Origin of the sequence: Candidatus Fusobacterium pullicola (assembly GCA_018883725.1) — a bacterium.
Classification (GTDB): Bacteria; Fusobacteriota; Fusobacteriia; order Fusobacteriales; family Fusobacteriaceae; genus Fusobacterium_A; species Fusobacterium_A pullicola.
The window spans coordinates 1-25,389 of the sequence record JAHLFN010000027.1; the positions used below are offsets into that span (position 1 = coordinate 1).

The following is a 25,389-nucleotide window of genomic DNA, read 5'->3' on the forward strand; positions in this document are numbered from 1 at the left end:
ATTTTAAAAAAAACTTTTCATTTTTAATTTTATTATTCATTTTTATTATACATTATTTCATCACTCTTTTTCCACCTTTCTTATCCTAACTAAATTTATTTTGTAGACATAATTGGTAAAACATATTATAATATATTGTATTTACTATAATTTTAGGAGGACAGATGAGTAAAGGAGAATTAGCTTTAGAGAGCATTAGAACTACATATAGAAAGAAAATTTGGAGTAAGTTTATAAAAGCTGTAAAGAATTTTGATTTAATAGAAGATGGAGATAGAATAGCCGTTGGTGTATCTGGTGGTAAAGATAGTCTTTTACTATGTAAGCTATTCCAAGAGTTAAAAAAGGATAGAAGTAAGAACTTTGAAGTTGCCTTTATATCTATGAATCCAGGGTTTGGTGCTATGGATATGGAGCAATTCAAAAAAAATCTTGAAGAGTTAGATATCCCTTGTGAGATATTTGATGCTAACGTATGGGAGGTAGCATTTAGAGAGGATCCAGAGGGGCCTTGTTTCCTATGTGCTAAGATGAGAAGAGGTGTACTATACAACAAGGTAGAGGAGTTAGGTTACAATAAGTTAGCTCTTGGACACCACTTTGATGACGTAGTTGAAACTACTATGATAAATATGTTCTATGCAGGAACTGTAAAAACAATGATACCAAAGGTTAGCTCAACAAGTGGAAAGATGTCAGTAATCAGACCTCTTGTATATATCAAAGAGAAAGATATCATAGCATATACTCAAAGAAACGAGATATCACCTATGAGCTGTGGTTGTCCGATAGAAGCTGGAAAGGTTGATTCTAAGAGAAAAGAGATTAAAAATCTTCTAGCTGAATTGGAAAAAACTAATCCAAATGTAAAACAGAGTATATTCAACTCTATGAAAAATATAAATATAGATTATGTAATGGGATATACTAGAGGAAACAAAGTAAAAGGTGAGATGTAAGATGGAAAAGGAAAAGAGTAACTCTATCTTAAAAAATATTGAGGGAAAAGGATTTGGAAAAACTATATGGAGCCCAATAGGGAGAGCTATGCACAAGTACAATATGGTGGAACCTGGGGATAGAATAGCTGTTGGGGTATCTGGTGGTAAAGATAGTATAACAACTCTAAACGCCCTTGTTAGAGTAAAGAAGATAGCACAAATTGATTTTGATATCATTCCTATACACATACACCCTAACACTGATAAAGCTTCATATGAGAAGATAGAAAAATATTGTGAAAGCTTAGGATTAAAATTACAAGTTGAGCCTACTAACCTTAGTGAGATGCTATTTGGAGAGAAAGAGGTAAAAAATCCTTGCTTCCTATGTGGGAGAATAAGAAGGGGAATACTATACAGAATGATGAAGGAGCAAAATATAAATAAGCTTGCTCTTGGACATCATAAAGATGATATTATAGAGACTTTCCTTATGAATGTATTCTATCAAGGAAACATGAAAATGATGAAACCTAGCTATGTATCTGAAGAGTATGGGGTAAGGGTAATCAGACCTCTTGCCTATGTTGAGGAGAGTGACATCATCAGATATGTAAAAAAACAGGAGTTACCTGTGGTAGCCTCAGATTGTCCATACGAGACTAGTGAGAACTCTAAGAGACTTAGAGTAAAAAATCTTATCAAAGAGTTGTCTACTGAAAACAAAGATGTTAGAAGTGTTGTTTTCAATAGTATTAAAGAGTTACTAGATTAATTTATTCTAGTTAAATATCTTATGTCATATACTCAAATATTTCTATTTTTTTTAGAATATGATATAATTAGAAAAACAAGATGACATAATGAAATTTGAAAGGTGAAAAGATGAATATTCTCGTGGTACAAAGAGAGAAAAAACAGGGTGAGTATATAGCTAAGGGACTTAAGGAGTCTGGATATAGTGTAGATTATACTGATAACTTAGAGGAAGCTTCACATCTATTGGAGATGATTTCCTACAATTTAGCTATAATTGATACTGTCATCTCTAAAAAATCGGGGGTAGATTTTTGTAAGAGTATTAGGGATATTAGCAACTCTATTGGAATACTTTTCTTATCCTCAGATACTGATATCAATATAAAGGTCAAAGCCTTAGAGTGTGGTGGAGATGACTATGTAGTAAAACCTTTTCCTTTTATAGAGCTTCTAGCTAGAGTTAAAGCTATCTTACGTAGAACAGGAGCAAAGAGCGTGGTCAATAATACATTAAGTATAAAGGGATTGACTCTTAACTATCTAACTAGAGAGGTCTATAGAGAAGAGAGAAAAATTGAATTAACATCAAAAGAGTTTTCTCTTCTAGAGTATTTTATGAGGAATAAAAATATAGTTCTCACTCGTACAGTTCTAAAGGAGCAGATATGGGGAATAGACTTTCTATCTGATACCAATATTGTAGATGTATATGTTACCCATCTAAGAAACAAGATAGATAAAGAATTTAATTACAAGTTTCTTCAGACAGTAAGGGGAGCTGGCTATATTTTTAAGGGGTAGTGAAGGGAGTTAATTATGAATTTTTATGAAAAGATGTTAATAAAAGTATTAGAAAAAAGTATGTCTGCACAGGATAGTGAGATACTAAAAAAATTAAAATCTGGAATAGATTTAAGTGTCCAAGATAAAAAAGAGCTTGAGGAGTTAATCGATAGCTTATAGGCAGGAGGAGTTATGAAATTTATATATGATAGAAATAAGACAGCTGTAATTTTCGGAGAGAAGGAGTACAGTTACAAAGAGATTATTAAAGGTATAAAGTACTACTCTACTCTTCTGAAGGAAGCTGGAAAAGTGGTTGTAACTATGGAGAATAGACCAGAGATGATATGTTCTATCTTCTCTATCTGGAATAGTGAACAAACTGCTGTTGTTTTGGATTCTGGGTATACTGGAGAACAGTTTGCTTACGCTTTTTCTGATTCAGAGCCTAGATATATTTTCACATCTAAAAAAGTTGTTGGGAGAGTAAGAGAGGGAGTAGAATTATCTAAAAAAAATATAGAGATAATAGTAATAGATGATATCTCTATCCCAGAAGAATTCACACCTGATAATTATGAGGTAGTTATTGAAGATTTAGAAAGAGTTGCTCTTCTACTATATACATCAGGAACTACTGGTAATCCAAAGGGAGTTATGCTTACATTTAACAACTTAGAATCAAATATAAAGGCTGTAAGAGAGATTGATCTTGTAAATGATAGTGATAGAGTTTTAGCAATTCTACCTTATCACCACATTTTACCTCTTAATCTAACAATGTTGATGCCTATGTATTTTGGAACATTCTTAGTAATACTTGAGGAGTTATCTTCAGAGGCTTTAAAGACAGCTCTAAAAAAACACAGAATAAGTGTTATAATTGGAGTTCCTAGAGTTTGGGAGATGTTACATAAGGCTATTATGGGTAAAATCAACAGTAGCTCTCTAACTAAGAAAATTTTTAATATATGTAAGAAGATTGATAATCTAACATTGAGTAAGAAGGTATTTAAAAAGGTATCTGATGAGCTTGGTGGATGTATGAGAGTAGTTGTTTCTGGTGGGGCAAAACTTGACCCAGAAATTTCCGCTGACTTTAAAGCTTTAGGACTTCCTATCATTGAAGGGTATGGACTTACTGAAACATCTCCTATAATTGCTTTTAATCGTCCTAATAACAATGTTCTTGGTTCCGCTGGACAACTTATCCCAGATGTTGAAGTTAAGATTGCTCAAGATGAGGAGATATTAGTTAGAGGAGCCAATGTAATGAAGGGGTATTACAACAACCCTAAGGCAACTGCAGAGGCTATAGATAGTGATGGTTGGTTCCACACTGGAGACCTTGGAAAATTTGAGGGAGACTCTCTATTTATAATAGGAAGAAAAAAGGAGATGATAGTTTTATCAAATGGTAAAAATATCAACCCTGGAGATATTGAATCAGCTATTCTAAAGGAGACAGATTTAATAAAAGAGATAGCTGTAATGGAGTATAACAACCATTTAATGGCTGTAGTTTATCCTGATTTTGACCTTATCAAAAGAAGAAAAATAGCTAATATCAAAGAGACTTTAAAGTGGGAAATCATTGATAAGTACAATGTGACAGCTCCTAAGTATAGAAAAATATTGGAGATAAAAATTGTAAAAGATGAGCTCCCTAAAACTAAGCTTGGTAAGATTAGAAGATTTATGTTAGCAGACTTCTTAAAAAAGGCTGATGAAGAGGTTAAAGATAGCTCTCAATTAAAGAAAGAACCTGTTGCTATTCCTCAAGATTTACTGTCTGAGTATGAAACTCTGAAAAAATATTTAGAATCTACTTTTAACGTTGAAGTAGAGCCAGATCTTCATCTAGAGTTAGATTTAGGTTTAGATTCACTAGATATTGTAGAGATTCTATCATTTATTGAAACAAGTTTTGGAGTAAAAATTAGTGAGGAGCAGTTCAGTAATTTAAAAAATATCTTAGATATAGCTAAATATATAAAGGACAATGGAGGAGAGTATCATCAAGAGAACTTGGATTGGAAGAGCATTCTTAACCAAGATATAGATGTACCACTTCCTAAATCAAGTTTTATGATTGGATTTACAAGATTACTATTCAAACCTATATTTATGTTGTATTTCCGTCTACGTAAACTAGATACTGATAAGATACCTGAAACTCCTGCTATATATGTAGGTAACCATCAAAGTTTCCTAGATGCTTTTATCTTCAATCAGGCTATGCCTAGTTCAAAGTTAAAAGATACTTACTTCATAGCTGTAGCTGTACACTTTGATACACCACTTAGAAGATATCTTGCAGATAGAGGAAATATTATTATCATTGATATCAACAAGAACTTAAAAGAGACACTTCAAATCTCTGCTAAAGTTTTAAAAGAGGGTAAAAATCTAGTGATATTCCCAGAGGGAGCAAGAACTAGAGATGGAGAGTTACAAGAGTTTAAAAAGACATTTGCTATACTTTCTAAGGAGTTAAATATTCCAGTTGTACCTTTTGGTATCAGAGGAGCTTATGAAGCTATGCCATATGGAAGTAGTTTCCCTAAGGCTACTCCTATTGATATTAAGTTCTTTGATGAGATAGAGCCAGAAGAGTTAACTATAGATGAGATAGTTAAGGATACTAAAAAAGAGATACATGATTGGCTATCAGAGGAGTAAAATGAATATTATAATAGAAGATAAAGTGTTAAACTATATTTTGGAGAAGAACTATGAAGGACTTCTCCTAAAGACTAGAAATCAATCCTTTGGTTGAGCGGGTTGTAAAAGAGTAATTCTAGTTGAATTTATAAAAGAGTATTCTAAAATAATAGAAAATAGATTCAGTTGTAAAACTTATAAGGTTGATGGAATAAAAGTGCTTATTCCATATGAACTGGATTTAGAAGGTGTAATAGAGTTAAGAATATCAGAAGTATTCAGTAGTTTTAGCAAAGAGATGCTTTTAATTGTTGAAACTACAGATATATAATTGTCTATTGAGGGGGATAAATTGAACTTTGTAAAAGATTATAATAAAACTGCTATTATCTATGATAATAAAAATATAAGCTATAGAGAGATTATTGAAAAGAGTAAATATTTCTCTACTCTTTTTGATATTCAACCTCAAGATAAGGTTATCATCTTTATGGAGAATAGACCTGAATTACTTTATAGCTTCTTAGGTATCTGGGATAAAAGAGGAACTTGTGTCTGTTTAGATGCTAGTTTCAGTGGAGAGGAGTTAGTTTACTATGTAAATGACTCTGATGCTAAGTTCGTCTATACTTCTAAAGAGTGTTTTAAAAGTGTAGAGAAAGCTTTAGTTTTAACTGGAAAACAGGATAGTATCTCAGTTGTTGTTGTAGATGATATAGTTGTGGAAAAAATTGAGATTCAAGAGTATCTATTAAAAGCTCCAGAGAGAGAGGATATAGCTCTTATGCTATATACATCAGGAACTACTGGTAATCCAAAGGGAGTTATGCTAAAATTTGATAATATTCTTGTAAATATTGAGGGACTTGATAAATACAAGATGTTTATTTCAGAGGATATTGTTTTAGCTTTACTACCTATGCACCATATATTCCCACTTTTAGGAGCTGGAGTTGTACCTCTTGCTAAGGGAGCTACTATTGTATTCCTAAAGGAGTTATCATCTCAAGCTATGGTAGATGCTTTTAAAACTCACAAAGTTACTATGATGATTGGTGTTCCTAGACTTTGGGAGATGTTACATAAGAAAATTATGGAAAAAATCAACAGTAGTAAAGTGACTAAGACAATTTTTAAAATAGCTCAAAAAATTGATAGTATATCTATAAGAAAGAAAATATTTAAGAAAGTACATGATGGATTTGGAGGAAATGTTAGATTTTTCGTATCTGGAGGTTCTAAACTAGACTCTCAAATTTCAAAGGATTTCCTAACTCTTGGAATACAGGTTTGTGAAGGTTATGGAATGACAGAAACATCTCCTATGATCTCCTTTACTCCTATAAATGAGATAGTTCCTGGTTCTGCTGGAAAAATACTTCCAGGTGTAGAGGTTAAAATCTCTGATGACGGAGAGATTCTTGCTAGAGGTAGAAACGTTATGGCTGGGTACTATAAAAGAGAAGATGCCACAGCTGAGGCTATAGATAGTGAAGGGTGGCTTCATACTGGAGACCTTGGAGAGTTAAAAGATGGATATCTATATGTCACTGGACGTAAAAAAGAGATGATAGTTCTTTCTAATGGAAAGAATATCAACCCTATTGAGATAGAACAATGGATAATGGCTCATACAGATCTTATACAGGAGATGGCAATAGCTGAGATAGACTCTGTTCTTACTGCTATTGTATACCCAAATTTCCAAAAAATAGTTGAAGAGAAAATAACTAATATAAAAGAGACTCTTAAATGGGGAGTTATTGATAAATATAATGGCAAAGCTCCTAACTATAGAAAAATTTTAGATATTAGAATTGTTCAAGAGGAGTTACCTAAAACTAAACTTGGTAAGGTTAGAAGATTTATGTTAGAGTCTATTCTTAATAAGAAAGAAGAGGAGAACATAAAAATAGAGGAACCTGATTTTCAAGAGTATTTTGAATTAAAAGAATACCTAGAAAAGATGAAGAATAAAAAGATAACTCCTATGGCTCATCTTGAACTTGACTTAGGACTTGATTCTCTTGATATGGTTGAACTACTTACATATCTTGAGACAACTTTCGGAATTAAGGGAGAAGAGAGTGTCATAGTAAATAACCCTACAGTTGAGAAATTAGCTAAATATATTCAGGAGAATAGAGGAGAGGGAAAATTTGAGGAGATAAATTGGAAAGAGTATCTAACTCAAGAAAAAAATCTAACTCTACCTCATTCTAGCATGGCTATTCATTTTATAAAAGCTCTACTTTGGTTACCTTTTAAAACTTATATCAGAGTTAAAGAGCAAGGGATAGAAAATGTTCTTACAAACAGACCTGTTATCTTTGCTGGAAACCATCAAAGTTTCCTTGATGCTCTTATTTTTGGACATGCTACTCCATTTAAAATTTTGGTTAACTCTTACTCACTTGCCAAGATAAAACACTTCAACAAGTGGTATATGAAATTTTTAGCTAACCATTCCAATGTTGTTTTAGTAGATATTAATAACAATCTTGGAGAGGTACTACAAACAATGGCTAAGGTTTTAAGAGAGGGAAAAAATGTAGTAATATTCCCAGAGGGAGCAAGAACTAGAGATGGAAAGATGTTAGAGTTTAAAAAATCTTTTGCCATCTTAGCAAAGGAGCTTGAAGTTGATGTTATACCATTTGGTATTAGAGGAGCTTTTGAAGCTTTCTCTTCATCTTCAAAATTCCCGAAACCATCTCAAGTTGAAATTAAATATTTTGAGCCTATATCTTCTAAGGATAAATCATATGAGAATATAGTAAAAGAAACAAGAGATACAATTTTAAAATGGGTAGGTAAATAACCTACTCATTTTTTTCTTGACAATTGGTACGTATACATACCATTATATAGGCATAAGATTTTATTGGAGGTATATCTATGAATAAAAGTTTTAGAAATACCTGGACATACACCTGGTGGGCTATCTCTTATGTTTCCTGTAAAAGATGGAGATAAAGAGTATACCGCTGTATTATGGGGTGGTACTGGAGTTCCTAGAGATAAAGAATCTCAATTAAAAACGCTGATGATGCTTTAAAAAATAGTAAATAATTAAAATCTCTTTAACAAAAAATAGGATATATGATATTATATATATAAATATTGTTAAAGAGGTGATAACAATTAATACTTTAGCCTATGATATCTGTTATACAGCTAGAAAGATTTATCAATTTTTAACTAATGAATTTAAAAAATTCGATATTACTCCTGAACAATTTATTATACTTGCAACTCTATTTGAACAGGAGGGAATCTCTCAAATGGACTTAGCATTGAAATTGGATAAGGATAAAAATACAGTTAAGGCAATTATTGATAATTTAGAAAAGAAGGGATTTTTATTTAAAGGAGAGAATAAAATTGATAAAAGAGCCTCTCTCTCTTTGTAACTGAAAAATCAAAAAAGATAATTCCTATTTTAAGAGAGTGTGAAAAGGATATTATTAATACCCTAATGTGGAATATAACCTTAGAGGAAAGTAAAGTCTCTTCTGCTATTTTAAGTAAAATTAGAGAGAATACAAAATAATCTAGTAAAAGGAGAAGTAACTATTCAGCTACTAAAATAATTTAAGAAATATTTAAGCGTTGTATATTTTTTAGAACAACTCTTTATTTTCTTTTAAGCTGAGTAATTACTTTTTCCTTTTTATTTATTTTTAATAAAAAAACTATCTCATAACTCCCATATAGTAAGCTATATTAGCATTTTTATCCTTTCTACCTCTTATTTTTGAAGTTGGACAACTCATAATTGTTGTAACTCCTGGTCCATGTCCTGCCTTTACACAATCACTGTGAACTATTACTCCGATTGTTACTGAACCTTTTAAGTAATCTCTTCCAAAGCAGTTATTACAATCTTGTAATAAAACTATATCTCCAAATCTAAGTTCATTTATTCCATACTTTTCATTTGCTTCAGCATCTCCAGTCATAATATCATAATCACCAGAAAAAGCTGTTGCACTACCTACTCCAGACCCCATCAAATATGGTGGTATCTCTGTTACAATTGGCACTTCCAAACATCCATCTTCTGTAACTCTTATATCCATCTTTTCTAAAAGTTCTGGATCTATATTCATACAAGTTATATCTTCAAATCCCTCTATCTCAAGTCCTTGACCAAAAGCTTTAACTAAAATTTTATCATCTAAATTTAATTTTTCTAAAGTCTCCTCATCAAAATATACAAGAGTATGCTCTATTCCACCATGTCCTCCTGTTACAAACCCCTCTGCTCCCTTGGCATCTCCAGATACCACTCTAGCTTTATTTCCTATACAACTCAATACCATAAGTGCACTATTTTCAGATGTATTTTCATTTCTTACACTCACTCCTGGCTCTACGTGGTCTCCAACCCATTTCATACATGAGTCTCCAACTTTGACATTATATGATATCCCACCAGTAGCTGGTAATATCATTGGTTTTCCATCTCTACTAACTCTATATGGAGTTGAGATAATAGGGCTGTGAACTTTTCCACCTACAGATTGCATAACAAGATTCTCTTTATTTGTTTTTATCATTGTATACCTCCTCAAAATGTTTAATTTTTTATATCTTAATATATTTTTCTGTTCAAGTAAAGAGCAAATTTAAATATCTCCTTTTATTATTTGACATCACTCACAAATTAATGTTATATTTTATATAATAACTATTTTTAGGAGGTCCTTATGAAATGTATTATAACTGTTCTTGGAACAGATAAGGTTGGAATTATTGCTAAAGTTTGTACTTATCTTTCTGAGGTAAATATCAATATCCTTGATATTTCTCAAACTATTGTAAGTGGATATTTTAATATGATGATGATTGTTGATGCTGAAAAAGCTTCTAAATCTTTAGAAGGGTTCACAGATGACCTTATTGAGATTGGAAACAAACTTGGAGTTAAAATAACAGTACAACATGAAGATATCTTCAAATGTATGCACCGTATATAGTAAGGAGGTTTTTTAATGATTACTAGAGTAGAGATTGAAGAAACTAATAGAATGATTGCTGAATCTAACTTAGACGTACGTACTATTACTATGGGAATAAGTCTTTTAGATTGTGCAGATCCAGATGTTGAGAAATTCAATGAAAATATCTATAAAAAGATTACAACTTATGCTAAAAACTTAGTAAAAATTGGAGATGATATAGCTAGACAATATGGAATTCCTGTTGTTAATAAGAGAATATCTGTAACACCTATAGCTATTGCTGCTGCTGGTTGTAAAACAGATTCCTATGTAAGTATTGCTAAAACTTTAGATAGAGCCGCTAAAGATTGTGGTGTAAACTTTATCGGTGGATTTTCAGCTCTTGTTCATAAAGGATGTACTCCTGCTGATAAGATTTTAATAGATTCTATACCTGAAGCTATGAAAGTTACTGAGAGAGTTTGTGCCTCTGTCAATGTAGGTACTTCAAGAAATGGTATAAATATGGATGCTGTCAAAAGAATGGGAGAGATTATTCTTGAAACTGCTGAGCTTACTAAGGATATTGATTGTTTAGGTTGTGCTAAACTTGTAGTATTTTGTAACGCTGTTGAAGATAATCCATTCATGGCTGGAGCTTTTCACGGTGTTGGAGAAGCTGATTGTGTTATAAACGTTGGAGTAAGTGGACCAGGTGTTGTAAAAAGAGCTCTTGTTGAAGCTAAGGGAGCCGACTTTGAAACTCTTTGTGAAGTTGTTAAGAAAACAGCTTTTAAAATAACTAGAGCTGGACAAATAGTTGCCCAAGAAGCTGCTAAGAGATTAAATGTTCCTTTTGGAATAATAGATCTATCTCTAGCTCCTACTCCTGCTGTTGGTGATAGTATAGCTGAAATTTTCCAAGAGATGGGATTAGAACACGCTGGTGCTCCTGGAACTACAGCTGCTCTTGCTATTTTAAATGACAACGTTAAAAAAGGTGGAGTAATGGCTTCATCATATGTAGGAGGACTAAGTGGAGCTTTCATTCCTGTAAGTGAGGACCATGCTATGATAGAAGCTGCTAAGATAGGAGCTCTTACCCTTGAAAAACTTGAAGCAATGACTTGTGTTTGCTCTGTTGGACTAGATATGATAGCTATTCCTGGGGATACTTCTGCTTATACTATATCTGGTATAATTGCTGATGAATCAGCTATCGGAATGGTAAATAATAAAACTACAGCTGTAAGAATCATTCCTGTAATAGGAAAAGGTGTAGGAGAGATGGTTGAGTTTGGTGGACTTCTTGGTTATGCTCCTATTATGGCTGTAAATAAATTCAAATGTGATGACTTTATTAAAAGAGGTGGAAGAATTCCAGCTCCTATACATAGTTTTAAAAACTAATAGATAAAGTTTCAAAAGAGAGAAATTACGATTTTAAATAAATTATATAAAAAATATCTTGATTTTAATTAAAATATAAGAAGAAGATTTTATTTAAATTATCATACTAATATATATGATTATTTTATAAAATTTTCTTCTTTTTTCTTGAGATATTACTTTAATTTTATGGTATAATACAGTATTATATTACAAGGAAGTGGAAAGATGAAATTATCAAATGATTTGGGAAAAGATTCTATACTGAGTCTAGTTTTTAAATTGGCTATCCCAGCTATGCTATCACAGTTAGTTAACCTACTTTACAGTATAGTGGATAGAATGTATATTGGAAATATTCCAGAAATAGGAGCTATTGCTCTAGCTGGTGTTGGAGTTTGTGGACCTATCGTTACTTTTTTAGCCTCTTTTGGTACTTTGATTGGATTGGGAGGTTCTATCAATATGTCCATACAGATGGGGGCTAAAAATGATGAAAAAGCTAAACAGATTTTAGCTAATAGCTTTTTAGCCTTATCTCTTATTGGCATTGTACTTACAATTATTTTCTTACTTTTAAAAGATAGTTTAATTATGTTGTTTGGAGCTAGTGAGATCTCTTTTCCATATGCTAATACCTATCTTACTATCTATACGTTAGGAAGTTTCTTTGCTATTATGGCTATTGGATTAAATTTCTTTATAACTTGCCAAGGCTTTGCTATGATTGGAATGTTTACTGTTATAATCGGAGCTATTACTAATATTGTTCTAGATACAATATTTATATTTGTACTTAATATGGGAGTAGCTGGAGCAGCTTGGGCTACAGTTATTGCTCAGTTTCTTTCATTCTTATTTGCTTTTTTATTTCTAAGAAGTAAGAAGATACCTATCCCTATTACTTTTGGAAATTATTCTAAAAAAATTATGGTAGATATTATTACATTTGGTTTTTCTCCATTTTTTATTTTAGCTACAGATAGTTTTATTCTAATTATTTTAAATATGATGTTACAAAGATATGGTGGAGCTATTGAAGGAGATTTACTGATATCATCAGCTACTATTATTCAAAGTTATCTTTTACTTATAACAGGACCTCTTATTGGTTTAACTGGGGGTACACAACCAATTCTAAGTTATAACTATGGAGCAAGAAAAATTCATAGGGTTAGAAAAGCTGAAAAATATATTGTTACCTTTGCTCTTTTTTTAACTTCAACTATGTTTTTTTCAACAAGCTTTTTAGCTCCATATTTTATAAGGTTCTTTACTGAAAATATTCCTCTTTCAGAAGTTTCACTCTGGGGAATAAAAGTCAGTGTATTAGCTGTAATTCCTTTATCTTTTCAATACTGTTTTGTAGACGGATTCACAGCTGTTGGTAGAATAAAAACTGCTTTCTCTCTATCTGTATTTAGAAAGTTTATATATATGGTAAGTGCCTATCTTTTACCACTATTTTTTACAGCAAGATTTGCTTTTTATGCTCAACCAGTGGCTGATTTAATGGGTTCAATTGTTTCTACTACAATTTTTTATTTTATTTTCAATAAACATTTAAAAAGAAGAATTTTAAAATAAAGGAAATTTATAAATTGTGGAGTATAATATACTAGGTCTTAGAATATTAGGGAGAAAGACATACTAAAAGGAGTTGAAGTTATGTCAATAAAAGAAAAATATGATTTAACAGGAAAAGTTGCCATCATCACTGGTGCTGGAGATGGGATTGGAAAGGCTAGTGCTTTAAAACTTGCTGAAGCTGGAGCAATAGTTGTGTGTAGTGATTTAAATGAAGAAAAAGCTAAGATAACAGCTGAAGAATCCAAAAAATTTGGTGTAGATGCTCTTGGAGTGAAATGTAATGTGTTACAAGAGGAAGATCTAAATAATCTTGTAGATATCACTGTAAAAACCTTTGGAAAAGTTAATATTTTAGTAAATAATGCTGGTGGTGGAGGTGCTGGACGTGAGTCCATCGAATCTCTTACTCTAGAATATATTACTAGAACTTATACTTTAAATCTTTTTAGTGGACTTATCTTAACAAAACTTTGTGCTCCCCATATGAAAGCTGATGGTTATGGTTCTATAGTAAATATTAGTTCTATGTCTGCTAATATGGTAAGCCATAATATGATTATATATGGTAGTTCAAAAGCTGCTGTTAACCAAGCTACTAAATATGCTGCTTATGATTTAGGGCCTGAGATTAGAGTTAATGCTATTGGACCAGGAGCTATTAAAACACACGCTCTAGGAACTGTTCTTACTCCAGAGATAGAAGCTAAGATGCTAGCTAAAACACCTTTAAAAAGACTTGGAGATGTAGAAGATATCTCTATGGCTGTATTATATTTTGCTAGTCCTGCCTCAGCTTGGACAAGTGGACAAGTTATCTATGTCAATGGTGGAGGAACTCAAGAACTAGATTAACAGTAAATAAAGTTTAATTAAATAATGATGTAGATAAAAGAAGAAATTTACTCCAAACAATAGTTGAAGTAATATTTTCTTCTTTTTTCATTTCTTAAAATTTTTAAATATTTATTTGAAAATAATTTTAATATTTATTTTAATTGGTGTTTCTCTCTATATTATTAGGGTAAAAACTATCTCATAAATTTAATTTGATTATAAAAATATTTTTATTTTTAATTTTTTTCTTGACTTTTTTAGTAAATTAATATATAATTCAATTAATCCTTTCTTTTAAAGTATTTTAATTTACTTAATTAACAAAATATAAAAGCTGTCAGTGCATTCAAAAATCTGACAGCTTTTATATTTTTTGTAAAATTATTTCTTTAATAAAATATCTTTTTGATATTCTTTAGATATTCTCATCATATTTTCTAAAAAATCTACATAATATTCTTTTAACTTTTCATTCTTTAATAGTTTAGAATTTCTTTCTATTACCTCTTTCTCTCTTCCACTATCTAAAATCTCTAAATTATTTTCCACCTTATAAGAAATTACATCTTCTACTTCTCTCATTCTCTCTTCAAATAACTTAGCTATCTCTCTATCTATTCTGTTTATATTTTCTCTAGCTTTCTCTAATTTATTCATATTTTTACTCCTTTTTTAATGTTCTTATTTCTATTATATAATTTTTTTTCAAATTATAAAATAAAAAACTATATGGATACATCTTATAGCCTTATCCATATAGTTTTATACTGTTTTAATTCTTAACTAAGCTGTTGCACTAACTTTTTTTCTATGCTCCCACAGAATTTTCATACCTTCTACAACTAAAACAAGAGCCAAAATAAAAATAGGTAATGATACAACCACTTGAAGCCCTTGAACGGCTATTTTTCCCTCTCCATTTAAAAGAAGAAGAAGATTTGTTTTAAACGATATTAGAAGTGAACTCATCGTTGCAAATAACATAAAGAACATTGGAATTAATAACATAAAATTTTTCTTTCCTTTCTTAGCTAGCCAAACTGATACTCCTAAGAAACATGGAACTGCTACTAGTTGATTACATGCTCCAAATAATGGCCATATATTTTGGTATCCTCCTAAACATAAAATAGCTCCAATTCCAACTGTAATAAAAGTTCCAACATACATATTTCCTAAACATTTTTGTAATTTATTCTCTTTTTCTTTATTCTTCGTTATAAACAACTCTTGAAATAGAAATCTTCCTAATCTAGTTGCTGTGTCTAAAGATGTTAAAGCAAAAGCTGAAATAGCAAGAGAGATTACTGTAAACGTCGTATTTACTGCTACTTCCCCCATACCTAGTTTTCTAAAAAAACCAGAGATTGCTGAAGCAAAAACCACTGCTGGAGTCCCTTGAGGCATCTTTCCATTTGAAAAAAGAGCTCCAACCGCAATAAGAGCAATAACAGCTAATACACACTCTATCAACATTGACCCATAACCAATTAACTTTGCATCTTTTTCACTATCTAATTGTTTTGATGTTGTTCCAGAAGCGATTAAACTATGGAAACCAGAGATTGCTCCACAAGCAACTGTAATAAAAAGATATGGAAACATAACTTGCCCATTAAAATTACTTGTCCACCCTGTAAATGCTGGTAAATTAATAGTAGGATTTGTTCCAAAAATTCCAATTACAGCAGCCACAATCATAAAATATAGTAAAAAACTATTTAAATAATCTCTTGGTTGTAATAAAATCCATACTGGAGTAACTGAAGCTATAAAGATATAAAAAAAAACTACACCAAGCCAAAAATTTTTACTAAAATATATAGGATATTTTAATCCTACAGCGATACATATAGCTAACAATACCACTCCAGCTATAGATGAAACTGCTAGTGGTGCATTTTTTCTATATACAAGAAAACCAAAAGCTATAGATAATGGAATAAATAACATTGAAGCTGTAGCAACTGAACCATTAGCTGGATACATAATTTTTGTTCCATCAGGATTAATTGCATATCCTTGGAAAGTTAAAGCTACTATATCAGAAAAAGCTGCTACTACTAAAAGTAAAACTAGCCAAGAAAAAATTGTAAATAATAGTTTACATCTATGTCCAATATTTTCTTCTATTACCTCACCTAAAGATTTTCCCTTATGTCTAATTGAAACTACAATAGCTGAAAAATCTTGAACAGCTCCAAAAAATATTCCTCCCAATACAATCCATAATAGTACAGGTACCCAACCAAATACAGCAGCTTGAATAGGTCCATTTATTGGACCAGCTCCTGCAATAGAAGCAAAATGATGTCCCAAAAGAACAGGTGCTTTAGCTGGAATATAATCTATTCCATCTTCAAATTCATGTGATGGAGTTTTTCTTTTAGGGTCAATATCCCATTGCTTTGCAAGCCACGAACCATAAGTAACATATGCAACAAAAAAGCAAAAAATTGTTGCTAATAAAATTGTAACTCCTTTCATAAAATCCTCCCTATTTTATTTAAATAAAATGTTTATATAGTTTTTCTAATTTTTTCCCTATCTTATTTGTAGTTATTTCCTTTCTTTCTAAATCAATTAAAACTATTCTACTTTGAATATATCCTCTGATTAAAAAAAGGTAATTTCTTTCAAATTTATATTTTTTTATTCTTTTTTTCATTTCAATATCATCTATGTTATTAGTTATAAAAATTAAGGTAACATAACTATACATATGATTTCTATCTGGATATTTTTTTCCCCGTCTTATTAAATCTGGTTCAATTTTATTAGGAATAAATGAGAGAAATTTTTCTAAAGTTTCCATATTTATATTCTCTCTTTGAATAAAAAATATATGTTCAAACCCTCTTGTTTCCCATAGTTGAACTTCCCTAGTCAAAAAATATTTTTCATTTTGAGAATTAAAATACCCATATGCATCTATAATTTCATTATCTATTTTATAATTTTCATAGATATCAAATTTTTTTCTATACTCATTCAAAATTCTCTCTAAATATCCTAATCTCTCCATAAATCTCTCCCTTTTGCTTATACTACTTCAACTGTCCACCCATATTTGTCTTCTAATTTTCCATATTGAATTCCAGTTAATGTATCATATAATTTTTGTGTTACACTTCCTGTTTTAAAGTTATTTATAACTTGTTTTTCTCCCTTATAGAATAACTCTCCTATCGGTGAAATTACTGCTGCCGTTCCTGTTCCAAAAGCCTCTTGTAATCTTCCTTCTCTAGCCGCTTCCATTAAGAAATCAATTGTAAAATGTTCTTCATGTACTTTATATCCCCATGATTTTAAAAGTTCTATACAAGAATCACGAGTAATTCCTGGAAGTACAGTTCCATCTATAGGAGCTGTATAAATTTCATTATCTACTATAAACATAGCATTCATAGTTCCAACTTCTTCAACATATTTTCTCTCTACTCCATCTAACCAAAGGACTTGAGTATAACCTAATTTTTGTGCCTTTTCTTGAGCTATTATACTAGCAGCATAGTTTCCACCACATTTTGTAAAACCAGTTCCTCCCTTTGTAGCTCTTACATATTCATCTTCAACATAAATTTTTACTGGATTTACACCCTCTGGATAATAATTTCCAACTGGAGATAAGATAACTACAAATTTATATGATTTAGCTGGATGAACTCCTACTGCTACCTCTGTAGCAAACATGAATGGACGAATATATAGTGAAGTTCCTTCAAGATGAGGTACCCAATCTTTCTCACAAGCTACAATCCTTTTAACAGCATCTACAAAAAGCTCCTCAGGAACAGCTGCCATACAAAGTCTTTCATTTGACTTTATCATTCTTCTTGCATTCATCTCTGGTCTAAATAGAAGAATTCTTCCATCTTCTGTTCTATAAGCTTTTAATCCCTCAAAAGTTTCTTGAGCATAGTGTAATACCATAGTTGCTGGATTCAATGAAATTGGTCCAAAAGGAACAATTTTTTTATTATGCCAACCTTTATCTTCAGTATAATCCATTACAAACATATAATCCGTAAAGTATTTTCCAAATCCCAAATTTTTTTCATCTGGTTTTTCCTTTAAAATTTCTAACTTTTCAAATGTCACTTTCATAAAATATCCTCCTAGATGTTTTAAATAAATTTTTTTATATAAAAAAAACAGCCCAGTCAGGCTGTTTTAAATTTTTTAATAATTCCATACACATTATAAAAATACATTATTTAATTTACTAATGCTTTAAAATATAATCTATATAAAAAGATATCAAAAATACTACCTAACATAAGTAATTGTCTATTTATTTTTTTATAATTAGCCACTATATACACGACAACTATTATGCTGAGTATTATAAATATCATCTTTCTTCCCCCTCAATTATATGTTGAAATTAGTATACTACTATTTTAAAAAAAAATCAAGTACTTTTAAAAAAAATACACCTTCCATTTCTATAATTTCAGGTGTATTTTTAAATATTACATTCTTTCTAATGTTTTAATTCCTAGTAAATCTAATCCATCTTTTATAGTTTCTCCAGCTACTTTAGCAAGTAATCCTCTTGAGAATAGAGTTTCATCATCTTGATTTAGTATTGGACAACTGTTATAGAAGCTATTGAATTTCTTAGCTAATTCAAATAGATAATCGGCTATTACATTTGGTTTAAATGTTTCAGAAGCTTTTATAACTGCCATTGGGAAAGCTGCTATATGATTAGCTAAAGCTCTCTCTTGGCTAGTTTTTACTAGTATACTCTTAGTATAATCTATTGCTTTTCCTTCTGATTCAGCTTTTCTTAAGATAGATTGTATTCTAGCATAAGAGTATTGAAGATATGGAGCTGTGTTTCCTTCAAAACTTAGTATCTTATCCCACTCAAATATTATTGGACTTTGTCTATTTTGAGATAGGTCAGCATACTTTATAGCTCCTATTCCCACTACTTCAGAGATATTTTCCTTTTCCTCTTCTGATAGTTCAGGATTTTTCTCGTTTACTATATCGTAAGCTCTCTTCTTACCTTCATCCATAAGTTGCTCTAATCTGATTACATTTCCCTTTCTTGTAGAGAATACTCCATCAGCAAATCTCATTATTCCAAACCAAATATGGTGCTTAGGGACATCCCAACCTAACATATCAGTTATCTTAAAGAACTGCTTAAAGTGGTCTTGTTGTCTCTCATCAGTTAGATAGATTATCTTATTGATATTGTAATTATCTTTTCTAAATTTTACAGTAGCTATATCAGATGTAGAGTATAGGAAAGCTCCATCTTTCTTTTGTACTATACATGGGAATAGGTTGTCTTCTTCTGGGAAGAATACTACCTTTGCTCCATCATCTTCTACTGCTATCTTCTTCTCTACTAACTCTTCAATAACACCTTGCATCATATCATGGTAGAATGATTCTCCATAGTAAGTATCAAAGTGTACATCTAATCTTCCATAAAGTTTTTCATACTCATCTAGAGAAACTCTTATAAACTCTTTCCAAAGAGCAAAGTTTTCCTCATCTCCATCTTGTAACTTCTTAAGTTCAAGTCTTGCTTCTTCTTCAAGTTCTGGATGTTCCTCTGCTTGTCTTGTGAACTCTACATATACTCTTTCTAATTCTTCAATAGCATTAGCTTCATAAGCCTCTCTATCTAGCCATCTTCTATATCCTATTATTAACTTTCCAAATTGAGTTCCCCAGTCACCTATATGGTTATCTGCCACTACATGGTAACCTAGATATCTATAAATTCTAGCTATAGAGTCTCCTATTATTGTTGAACGTAGATGCCCTATATGCATTCTTTTAGCTATATTTGGAGAAGAGAAATCTATAACTACATCTCCCTCTCTATTTAAGAATGAAAAATCATATTTTTCCTCTCTTGATTTTTTCAATAACTCTCCTAAATATTCACTTTTTAAGAATATATTGATAAATCCTGGTCCAGCTATCTCAAGTTTCTCTATAACATTATTTTCTACTAAGTTATCTACTATCTCTTGAGCTATTGCTCTTGGATTATTTCCTATTATTTTAGAGTTCATCATAGCAAAGTTAGTTTGAAAATCTCCAAACTTTTCATTTGTAGCTACTGATATCTCTATCTTTTTTAACTCTTTATCACCATACAGTTTAGCAACTGTTTCTTCAAAAATTTTAGCTATCTCTTTATCTATAATATGCATCTCTTCACCTTCTTTTCAACATATTTTGTGACATTTTCCTTAAAAATAAAAAAAAGGGACAAAGTCCCAAAAGAAAAGCTCCAACCTACCGTCTTCAATACAGTTTTAGTCGCCAAAACCATAAGTGGTAGTCAGTTACTAACAGCATACAGAGTCCGTAATCAACTTAAGCTCTAAGCCATTCGTGACTTTGCTGAGCTACTGAGAGCAGTGCCAACCCCGTGACGACATTAGGCCCAAAACCTCAAGAAATAACGTGTAGGTCAGATATCTATTCTTGTTAAGGAAATTATATCACTTATTTATAATTTTTTCAAGTACTAATATTTTTTGTTTTAAAATTATTCCTCTGTTTTTTCCTCTTCTTTATAAGTTACAGCAATATTTAACTCATCTAATTGCTCTTTGTCAACAATATTAGGTGCTTCTGACATTAAACATTGACCTTTATTTGTTTTAGGGAAAGGAATAACCTCTCTTATAGACGCTTCTTTTAACATTACCATTAGCCATCTATCTATTCCAAAAGCAAGCCCTCCATGAGGTGGTGCTCCATATTTAAATGCATCTACGAAGAATCCAAATTTCTCTCTAGCTTCCTCATAAGATAATCCTAATCTTTCAAATACTTTATTTTGGATTTCTGGATTGAAGATTCTTATTGAACCTCCTCCAATTTCAAATCCATTTAATACCATGTCATAAGTATTAGTTCTGATACTATCTGTTTCTCCAGCTAAGAAAGCTTCCATATCCTCTGCCTTGATAGAAGTGAATGGGTGGTGTTCAGCCTTGTATCTTCCTTCCTCTTCATCATAAGTAAACATTGGGAAATCTACTACCCATAGGAATTTAAATTCATCGTTATTGATTAAGTCTAACTCTTTTCCTATTCTAAGTCTCATAGCTCCTAAAGCTCCATATACTACTTTTGCCTTATCAGCTATTATTAAGATTACATCTCCTGGATTTGCTTCAGCCTTAGCTATTATAGCTTTCATCTCATCTTCTGAGAAGAATTTAGCTATTGGAGAAGTTATAGCTCCATCTTCAGCTATCTTTATATATGCCATTCCCTTTGCACCAAAGTATCTCTTAGCATACTCTTCATACTCTCCTAAAACTTTTCTTGAGAATTTCTCAAAAGCCTTTGGAGCTGTTATACATTTTACTAACCCACCATTTTCAGCTACATCTTTGAAAGCTTTAAATCCACAAGTTTTAGCTATCTCTGTTAAGTCCTTTAACTCTACACCAAATCTTACATCTGGTTTGTCAGAACCATATCTTGCCATAGCTTCAGCATAAGGCATTCTTGGGAATTGGTAATCAGCTGTTTCTCCTGTTATAGCTGTAAATACACTCTTAGCTAGACCTTCAATTGTATTCATTACATCATCCATCTCAACGAATGACATCTCAACGTCTAATTGAGTGAATTCAAATTGTCTATCTGCTCTTAAGTCCTCATCTCTAAAACATTTAGCTATTTGGAAATATCTCTCTACTCCACCTATCATTAAAAGTTGTTTGAATAGTTGTGGAGATTGAGGTAAAGCATAGAAAGTTCCTGGATTGATTCTACAAGGAACTAAGAAGTCTCTTGCTCCCTCTGGAGTAGATTTATTTAGTAATGGAGTATCCACATCAATAAATCCTTCCTTATCCATGTAGTTTCTTATAGCCATTATCATCTTATGTCTCATTCTAAGATTATTTAACATCTTAGGTCTTCTAATATCTAAATATCTATATTTTAATCTGATATTTTCATTTAAGTTATCCTCAGTTCCAGTTATTTGGAATGGTAATACATCACAATTATTTAAGATAGTTAGTTCAGTAGCAAATACTTCTATCTCTCCAGTTGGGATATTCATATTTTTGCTATGTCTCTCTCTTACAGTTCCAACTACTCTTATAACTGCTTCATTTCTTAATTTTTGAGCTTGCTCTACTACATCTTTTGGAGCTACATCTATATCAAAAACTACTTGAGTTTTTCCCTCTCTATCTCTTAAATCGACGAAAGTTAACCCTCCTAAGTCTCTAGTTGTATCTACCCAACCAGATAGTGTAACTGTTTGTCCGATATTTTCTTTTCTTAATTCACCAAGATTATGAGTCCTGTAAATCATTTTACCCTCTCCTTAATATAGTTATTTATTTTTTTATTATCTCAATAGCTTTTTCTAAGCTCATCTCTTCTTGAGTTCTAGCATTAAAATCCTTCAATACTACTACATCTTTATTCATCTCATCTTCACCAATAATTATACAGTAGTTAACTGCTAATTTATCAGCTTTTTTCATATGAGATTTCATTCCTTTAGAATTAAAATCAACGAAAGTCTTTATTCCATTATCTCTTAATACTTTAGCTACTTTTAATCCAAACTCTTGAGTAGCCTCTCCTAACCAAGCTACATATACATCTGGATTATTTTTAGGATAATCTTCAAGAAGCATCATCATTCTCTCTACTCCTGCAGCAAATCCTACAGCTGGTATATCTTTATCTCCTAACTGTTTTAATAGGTTGTCGTATCTTCCTCCACCTAATACAGTTCCTTGTGCTCCTAATTTATTAGTTACTATCTCATAAACAGTACTTGAATAGTAATCAAGTCCTCTTACAAGTCTTGAATCTTCAACATACTTCACACCAAAAATATCTAAATATCTTTTTACAGTTTCGTAGTGAGCTCTCTCTTCATCATTTAATGAATCTATGATGCTTGGAGCATCTTTTGTAAGCTCTTTACACTTATCAACTTTACAATCTAGAACTCTTAGAGGATTTTTCTCCATTCTCATTCTACAATCTTCACAAAGTTCCTCTTTCATTGGTTCTAAAAAGTTCAGTAGCATCTCTCTATACTTAGTACGAGAAGCATTAGTTCCTACAGAATTTATGTGTACTTCTAAATCTGTAATTCCTAATTTTTCTAATAGAGAGTAACTCATTGCTATAACTTCAGCATCTAATATAGGTGAGCTCTCTCCTAAAACCTCAACACCTATTTGGTTAAACTCTCTTTGTCTTCCAGCTTGAGGTCTCTCATATCTAAACATTGAACCATTGTAGTAGTATTTAGTAACGTCCTCTTTTCCATAGATAGCATTTTCTAGGTATGATCTAACAACAGAAGCTGTATTCTCTGGTCTTAAAGTCAAACTTCTATCTCCTCTATCCTTAAAAGTGTACATCTCCTTCTCTACTACATCTGTTCCCTCTCCAATTCCTCTTTTGAATAGGTCAGTCTCTTCAAATATTGGAGTCTTTATAAATGTATATCCATAACTCTCAAATATCTCTTGAGCCATTTTTGAGATATATGTATATTTTACTGCGTCTTCTCCAAAAATATCCTTTGTTCCTCTAGCAGCTTTTATAAGTTTCATTCTTTCACCTCTTTTATTTTCCCCATAATTTTTCTAATTTTTCTTTTATGAGCTTTTCATTTTTATTATCTCCAGGGATATAATACTCCCTCTTTTTATTACTATACCTTTGTTTTACAAAGTTCCCTTGATAATCATGTGGATACAAATAGCCCTTAGGGTTATGACAGATATTTGCTGGTACACTCTCCTTATCTCCCTTTTCAATATCCTCTAAAGCCTTATTTATTCCCATATAACAAGAGTTGCTCTTTGTAGAAATTGAAATATATATTACAGCCTGTGCCAAAACTATTCTAATCTCTGGCATACCTATTCTCTCACTAGCCATCATAGCACTGTTAGCTATAAGCATAGCCTCTGGATTGGCCATTCCTATATCTTCACTTGCATGAACTACAAGACGTCTAGCTATATACCTTGGGTCCTCTCCACCAGCAAGTAATCTTCCTAACCAATATAGAGCTGAATCTGGGTCACTCCCTCTCATACTCTTTATCATTGCAGAGATAAGATTGTATTTATCTTCAGCCTTATGATATGAAGCCTGCCTTGTTCTAAAAATATCTAATACCTCATCAACCTTTAAATCTGTACAACTATTTTTGTACATTTCCAAATAGTTAAGAGCTATTCTACTATCTCCCTGAGATATATCTAGTATACACTCCACTATCTCATCTGGTACATCTTTTAAAGATAGTTTCTCTATAGCTCTTCTTACAATCTTCTCAATATCCTTTCTTTCCAAAGCCTTAAATTCAAAAATCATAACTCTTGAAAGAAGGGCATTATTAAGTGAATAGTAAGGATTTTCCGTAGTTGCTCCTATTAAAGTGATAGTTCCATTTTCACAGTAAGAGAGAAGTGCGTCCTGTTGCATCTTATTAAATCTGTGTATCTCATCTAAAAAAAGTATTGTCTTTTTTCCATAAAACTCTATATTTTTTTTGGCTCTCTCCACTACATCTCTTAAATCGTTCAAAGATGCTGTAGTAGCGTTTAGTGTTTCAAAATTACTGTTGATACTTTTGGATATTATCTCCCCTAAAGAGCTCTTTCCACAACCTGGAGGACCATAAAAAATCGAGTTAGAGATACTCTGTTTCTCTATAAGTTTTCTAAGAATTCCACCCTCACCTAAAAGCTTCTCCTGTCCAATAAAGTCATCTAAACTCTGTGGACGCAACTTTACAGCTAAAGGTTTTACCTCTTCATAATTACTTCCAAATAGATTGTTTGTCATTTTATCATCTACCTATAAAAAAGACGTATTGGACCCAATACGCCTCTTACTCTATTTTACTAAGTATAATAAAAGTGCACTCACGATAAATAGTGTCGCCACAACTTCTGTTGCTCTAGCTAAAGGTCCTCCATCTTTTGATATTCCAAATACAGTGTTTGATGCTCCTAATCCCATACTTGCAGATGTTCCATGGCTCCTGTCTGGTTGTATAAGCACTAATACTATTAATGAAATGGCAAAAATAAATAGCAGAACTGTAAATAAAGTTTCCATATTACTCCTCCAATAATTTTCTTTAAATAATCCATTAGATTATACCATAATTACTCAATCTCGGTCAATAAAAAAACGAGGAAAATTCCTCGTTTTTACTTTTAAAACTATTTTCTGATTCCTAATCTAGCGATTAAGTTTCTGTATCCTTCTAAGTCTTTCTTAGTTAGGTAAGCAAGTAATCTTTTTCTTTGTCCTACCATTTTTAATAATCCTAATCTTGAATGGAAATCTTTCTTGTGAGTTCTTAAGTGATCAGTTAAGTGGTTGATTTTTTCAGTTAATAGAGCGATTTGTACTTCTGTTGATCCAGTATCTCCTTCGAATTTTCCAAACTCTTTAATTATTTCTGCTTTACTTCTCATAGC

The 25,389-nt window shown here is 31.5% G+C and carries 23 protein-coding genes; 11 read left to right on the forward strand and 12 right to left on the reverse strand.

Going from position 1 to position 25,389, the window contains the following annotated elements:
- Positions 1-164 precede the first annotated feature (164 nt).
- From IAA47_03345 to IAA47_03375, 7 genes are all read left to right on the forward strand, one after another.
- The gene (locus IAA47_03345; GenBank protein ID MBU3842009.1) at positions 165-959 is read left to right on the forward strand and encodes a tRNA 2-thiocytidine biosynthesis protein TtcA; all 795 of its coding nucleotides are present in this window, start codon (positions 165-167) and stop codon (positions 957-959) included.
- 1 nt (position 960) lies between these two features.
- Positions 961-1,716 carry a tRNA 2-thiocytidine(32) synthetase TtcA gene (locus IAA47_03350; protein ID MBU3842010.1) on the forward strand — a complete coding sequence of 252 codons (756 nt, stop codon included), beginning with the start codon at positions 961-963 and terminating at the stop codon, positions 1,714-1,716.
- Positions 1,717-1,826: 110 nt separating this feature from the next.
- Positions 1,827-2,501 carry a response regulator transcription factor gene (locus IAA47_03355; protein ID MBU3842011.1) on the forward strand — a complete coding sequence of 225 codons (675 nt, stop codon included), beginning with the start codon at positions 1,827-1,829 and terminating at the stop codon, positions 2,499-2,501.
- A gap of 15 nt (positions 2,502-2,516) precedes the next feature.
- Positions 2,517-2,663 carry a hypothetical protein gene (locus IAA47_03360; protein MBU3842012.1) on the forward strand — a complete coding sequence of 49 codons (147 nt, stop codon included), beginning with the start codon at positions 2,517-2,519 and terminating at the stop codon, positions 2,661-2,663.
- A 12-nt stretch (positions 2,664-2,675) separates the two neighbouring features.
- Positions 2,676-5,165, forward strand: a complete 2,490-nt coding sequence (locus tag IAA47_03365; protein MBU3842013.1) for an AMP-binding protein — start codon at positions 2,676-2,678, stop codon at positions 5,163-5,165.
- A 334-nt stretch (positions 5,166-5,499) separates the two neighbouring features.
- Entirely contained in the window at positions 5,500-7,968 is a 2,469-nt protein-coding gene (locus IAA47_03370; protein MBU3842014.1) for an AMP-binding protein, read from the forward strand.
- Positions 7,969-8,281: 313 nt separating this feature from the next.
- The gene (locus IAA47_03375; protein MBU3842015.1) at positions 8,282-8,560 is read left to right on the forward strand and encodes a MarR family transcriptional regulator; all 279 of its coding nucleotides are present in this window, start codon (positions 8,282-8,284) and stop codon (positions 8,558-8,560) included.
- A gap of 282 nt (positions 8,561-8,842) precedes the next feature.
- Here the strand turns inward: IAA47_03375 and IAA47_03380 are convergent, their stop codons facing one another.
- The gene (locus IAA47_03380) at positions 8,843-9,709 is read right to left on the reverse strand and encodes a DUF4438 domain-containing protein (protein ID MBU3842016.1); all 867 of its coding nucleotides are present in this window, start codon (positions 9,707-9,709) and stop codon (positions 8,843-8,845) included.
- Positions 9,710-9,859: 150 nt separating this feature from the next.
- On the opposite strand from IAA47_03380, the gene IAA47_03385 reads away from it, so the two are divergent.
- From IAA47_03385 to IAA47_03400, 4 genes are all read left to right on the forward strand, one after another.
- Positions 9,860-10,129: an ACT domain-containing protein gene (locus IAA47_03385; GenBank protein ID MBU3842017.1), complete on the forward strand. Its 270-nt coding sequence runs from the start codon at positions 9,860-9,862 to the stop codon at positions 10,127-10,129.
- Positions 10,130-10,144: 15 nt separating this feature from the next.
- A complete protein-coding gene (locus IAA47_03390; GenBank protein MBU3842018.1) occupies positions 10,145-11,503 on the forward strand; it encodes a PFL family protein in 1,359 nt (452 codons plus the stop codon).
- A gap of 207 nt (positions 11,504-11,710) precedes the next feature.
- Positions 11,711-13,069, forward strand: a complete 1,359-nt coding sequence (locus IAA47_03395) for an MATE family efflux transporter (protein ID MBU3842019.1) — start codon at positions 11,711-11,713, stop codon at positions 13,067-13,069.
- Between the two features lie 81 nt (positions 13,070-13,150).
- A complete protein-coding gene (locus IAA47_03400; protein ID MBU3842020.1) occupies positions 13,151-13,924 on the forward strand; it encodes a glucose 1-dehydrogenase in 774 nt (257 codons plus the stop codon).
- Positions 13,925-14,287: 363 nt separating this feature from the next.
- On the opposite strand, the gene IAA47_03405 is transcribed toward IAA47_03400, so the two are convergent.
- From IAA47_03405 to rpsO, 11 genes are all read right to left on the reverse strand, one after another.
- Positions 14,288-14,563: a chorismate mutase gene (locus tag IAA47_03405; protein ID MBU3842021.1), complete on the reverse strand. Its 276-nt coding sequence runs from the start codon at positions 14,561-14,563 to the stop codon at positions 14,288-14,290.
- A gap of 126 nt (positions 14,564-14,689) precedes the next feature.
- On the reverse strand, positions 14,690-16,393 hold the full coding sequence (locus IAA47_03410) for a carbon starvation protein A (protein MBU3842022.1): 1,704 nt from the start codon (positions 16,391-16,393) through the stop codon (positions 14,690-14,692).
- 19 nt (positions 16,394-16,412) lie between these two features.
- Positions 16,413-16,931, reverse strand: a complete 519-nt coding sequence (locus IAA47_03415; protein MBU3842023.1) for a hypothetical protein — start codon at positions 16,929-16,931, stop codon at positions 16,413-16,415.
- 17 nt (positions 16,932-16,948) lie between these two features.
- Positions 16,949-18,013, reverse strand: coding sequence for a branched-chain amino acid aminotransferase (locus tag IAA47_03420; GenBank protein ID MBU3842024.1), 1,065 nt, complete (start codon positions 18,011-18,013; stop codon positions 16,949-16,951).
- 110 nt (positions 18,014-18,123) lie between these two features.
- Positions 18,124-18,264 carry a hypothetical protein gene (locus IAA47_03425; protein MBU3842025.1) on the reverse strand — a complete coding sequence of 47 codons (141 nt, stop codon included), beginning with the start codon at positions 18,262-18,264 and terminating at the stop codon, positions 18,124-18,126.
- Positions 18,265-18,381: 117 nt separating this feature from the next.
- Positions 18,382-20,094 carry an arginine--tRNA ligase gene (gene argS, locus IAA47_03430; protein ID MBU3842026.1) on the reverse strand — a complete coding sequence of 571 codons (1,713 nt, stop codon included), beginning with the start codon at positions 20,092-20,094 and terminating at the stop codon, positions 18,382-18,384.
- Positions 20,095-20,435: 341 nt separating this feature from the next.
- On the reverse strand, positions 20,436-22,232 hold the full coding sequence (gene aspS, locus IAA47_03435; GenBank protein MBU3842027.1) for an aspartate--tRNA ligase: 1,797 nt from the start codon (positions 22,230-22,232) through the stop codon (positions 20,436-20,438).
- A 25-nt stretch (positions 22,233-22,257) separates the two neighbouring features.
- Positions 22,258-23,499 carry a histidine--tRNA ligase gene (gene hisS / locus IAA47_03440; protein ID MBU3842028.1) on the reverse strand — a complete coding sequence of 414 codons (1,242 nt, stop codon included), beginning with the start codon at positions 23,497-23,499 and terminating at the stop codon, positions 22,258-22,260.
- Between the two features lie 13 nt (positions 23,500-23,512).
- On the reverse strand, positions 23,513-24,745 hold the full coding sequence (locus IAA47_03445; GenBank protein MBU3842029.1) for a replication-associated recombination protein A: 1,233 nt from the start codon (positions 24,743-24,745) through the stop codon (positions 23,513-23,515).
- 51 nt (positions 24,746-24,796) lie between these two features.
- The gene (gene secG / locus IAA47_03450; protein MBU3842030.1) at positions 24,797-25,021 is read right to left on the reverse strand and encodes a preprotein translocase subunit SecG; all 225 of its coding nucleotides are present in this window, start codon (positions 25,019-25,021) and stop codon (positions 24,797-24,799) included.
- Between the two features lie 107 nt (positions 25,022-25,128).
- Positions 25,129-25,386, reverse strand: a complete 258-nt coding sequence (gene rpsO / locus IAA47_03455; GenBank protein ID MBU3842031.1) for a 30S ribosomal protein S15 — start codon at positions 25,384-25,386, stop codon at positions 25,129-25,131.
- Positions 25,387-25,389: the final 3 nt, after the last annotated feature.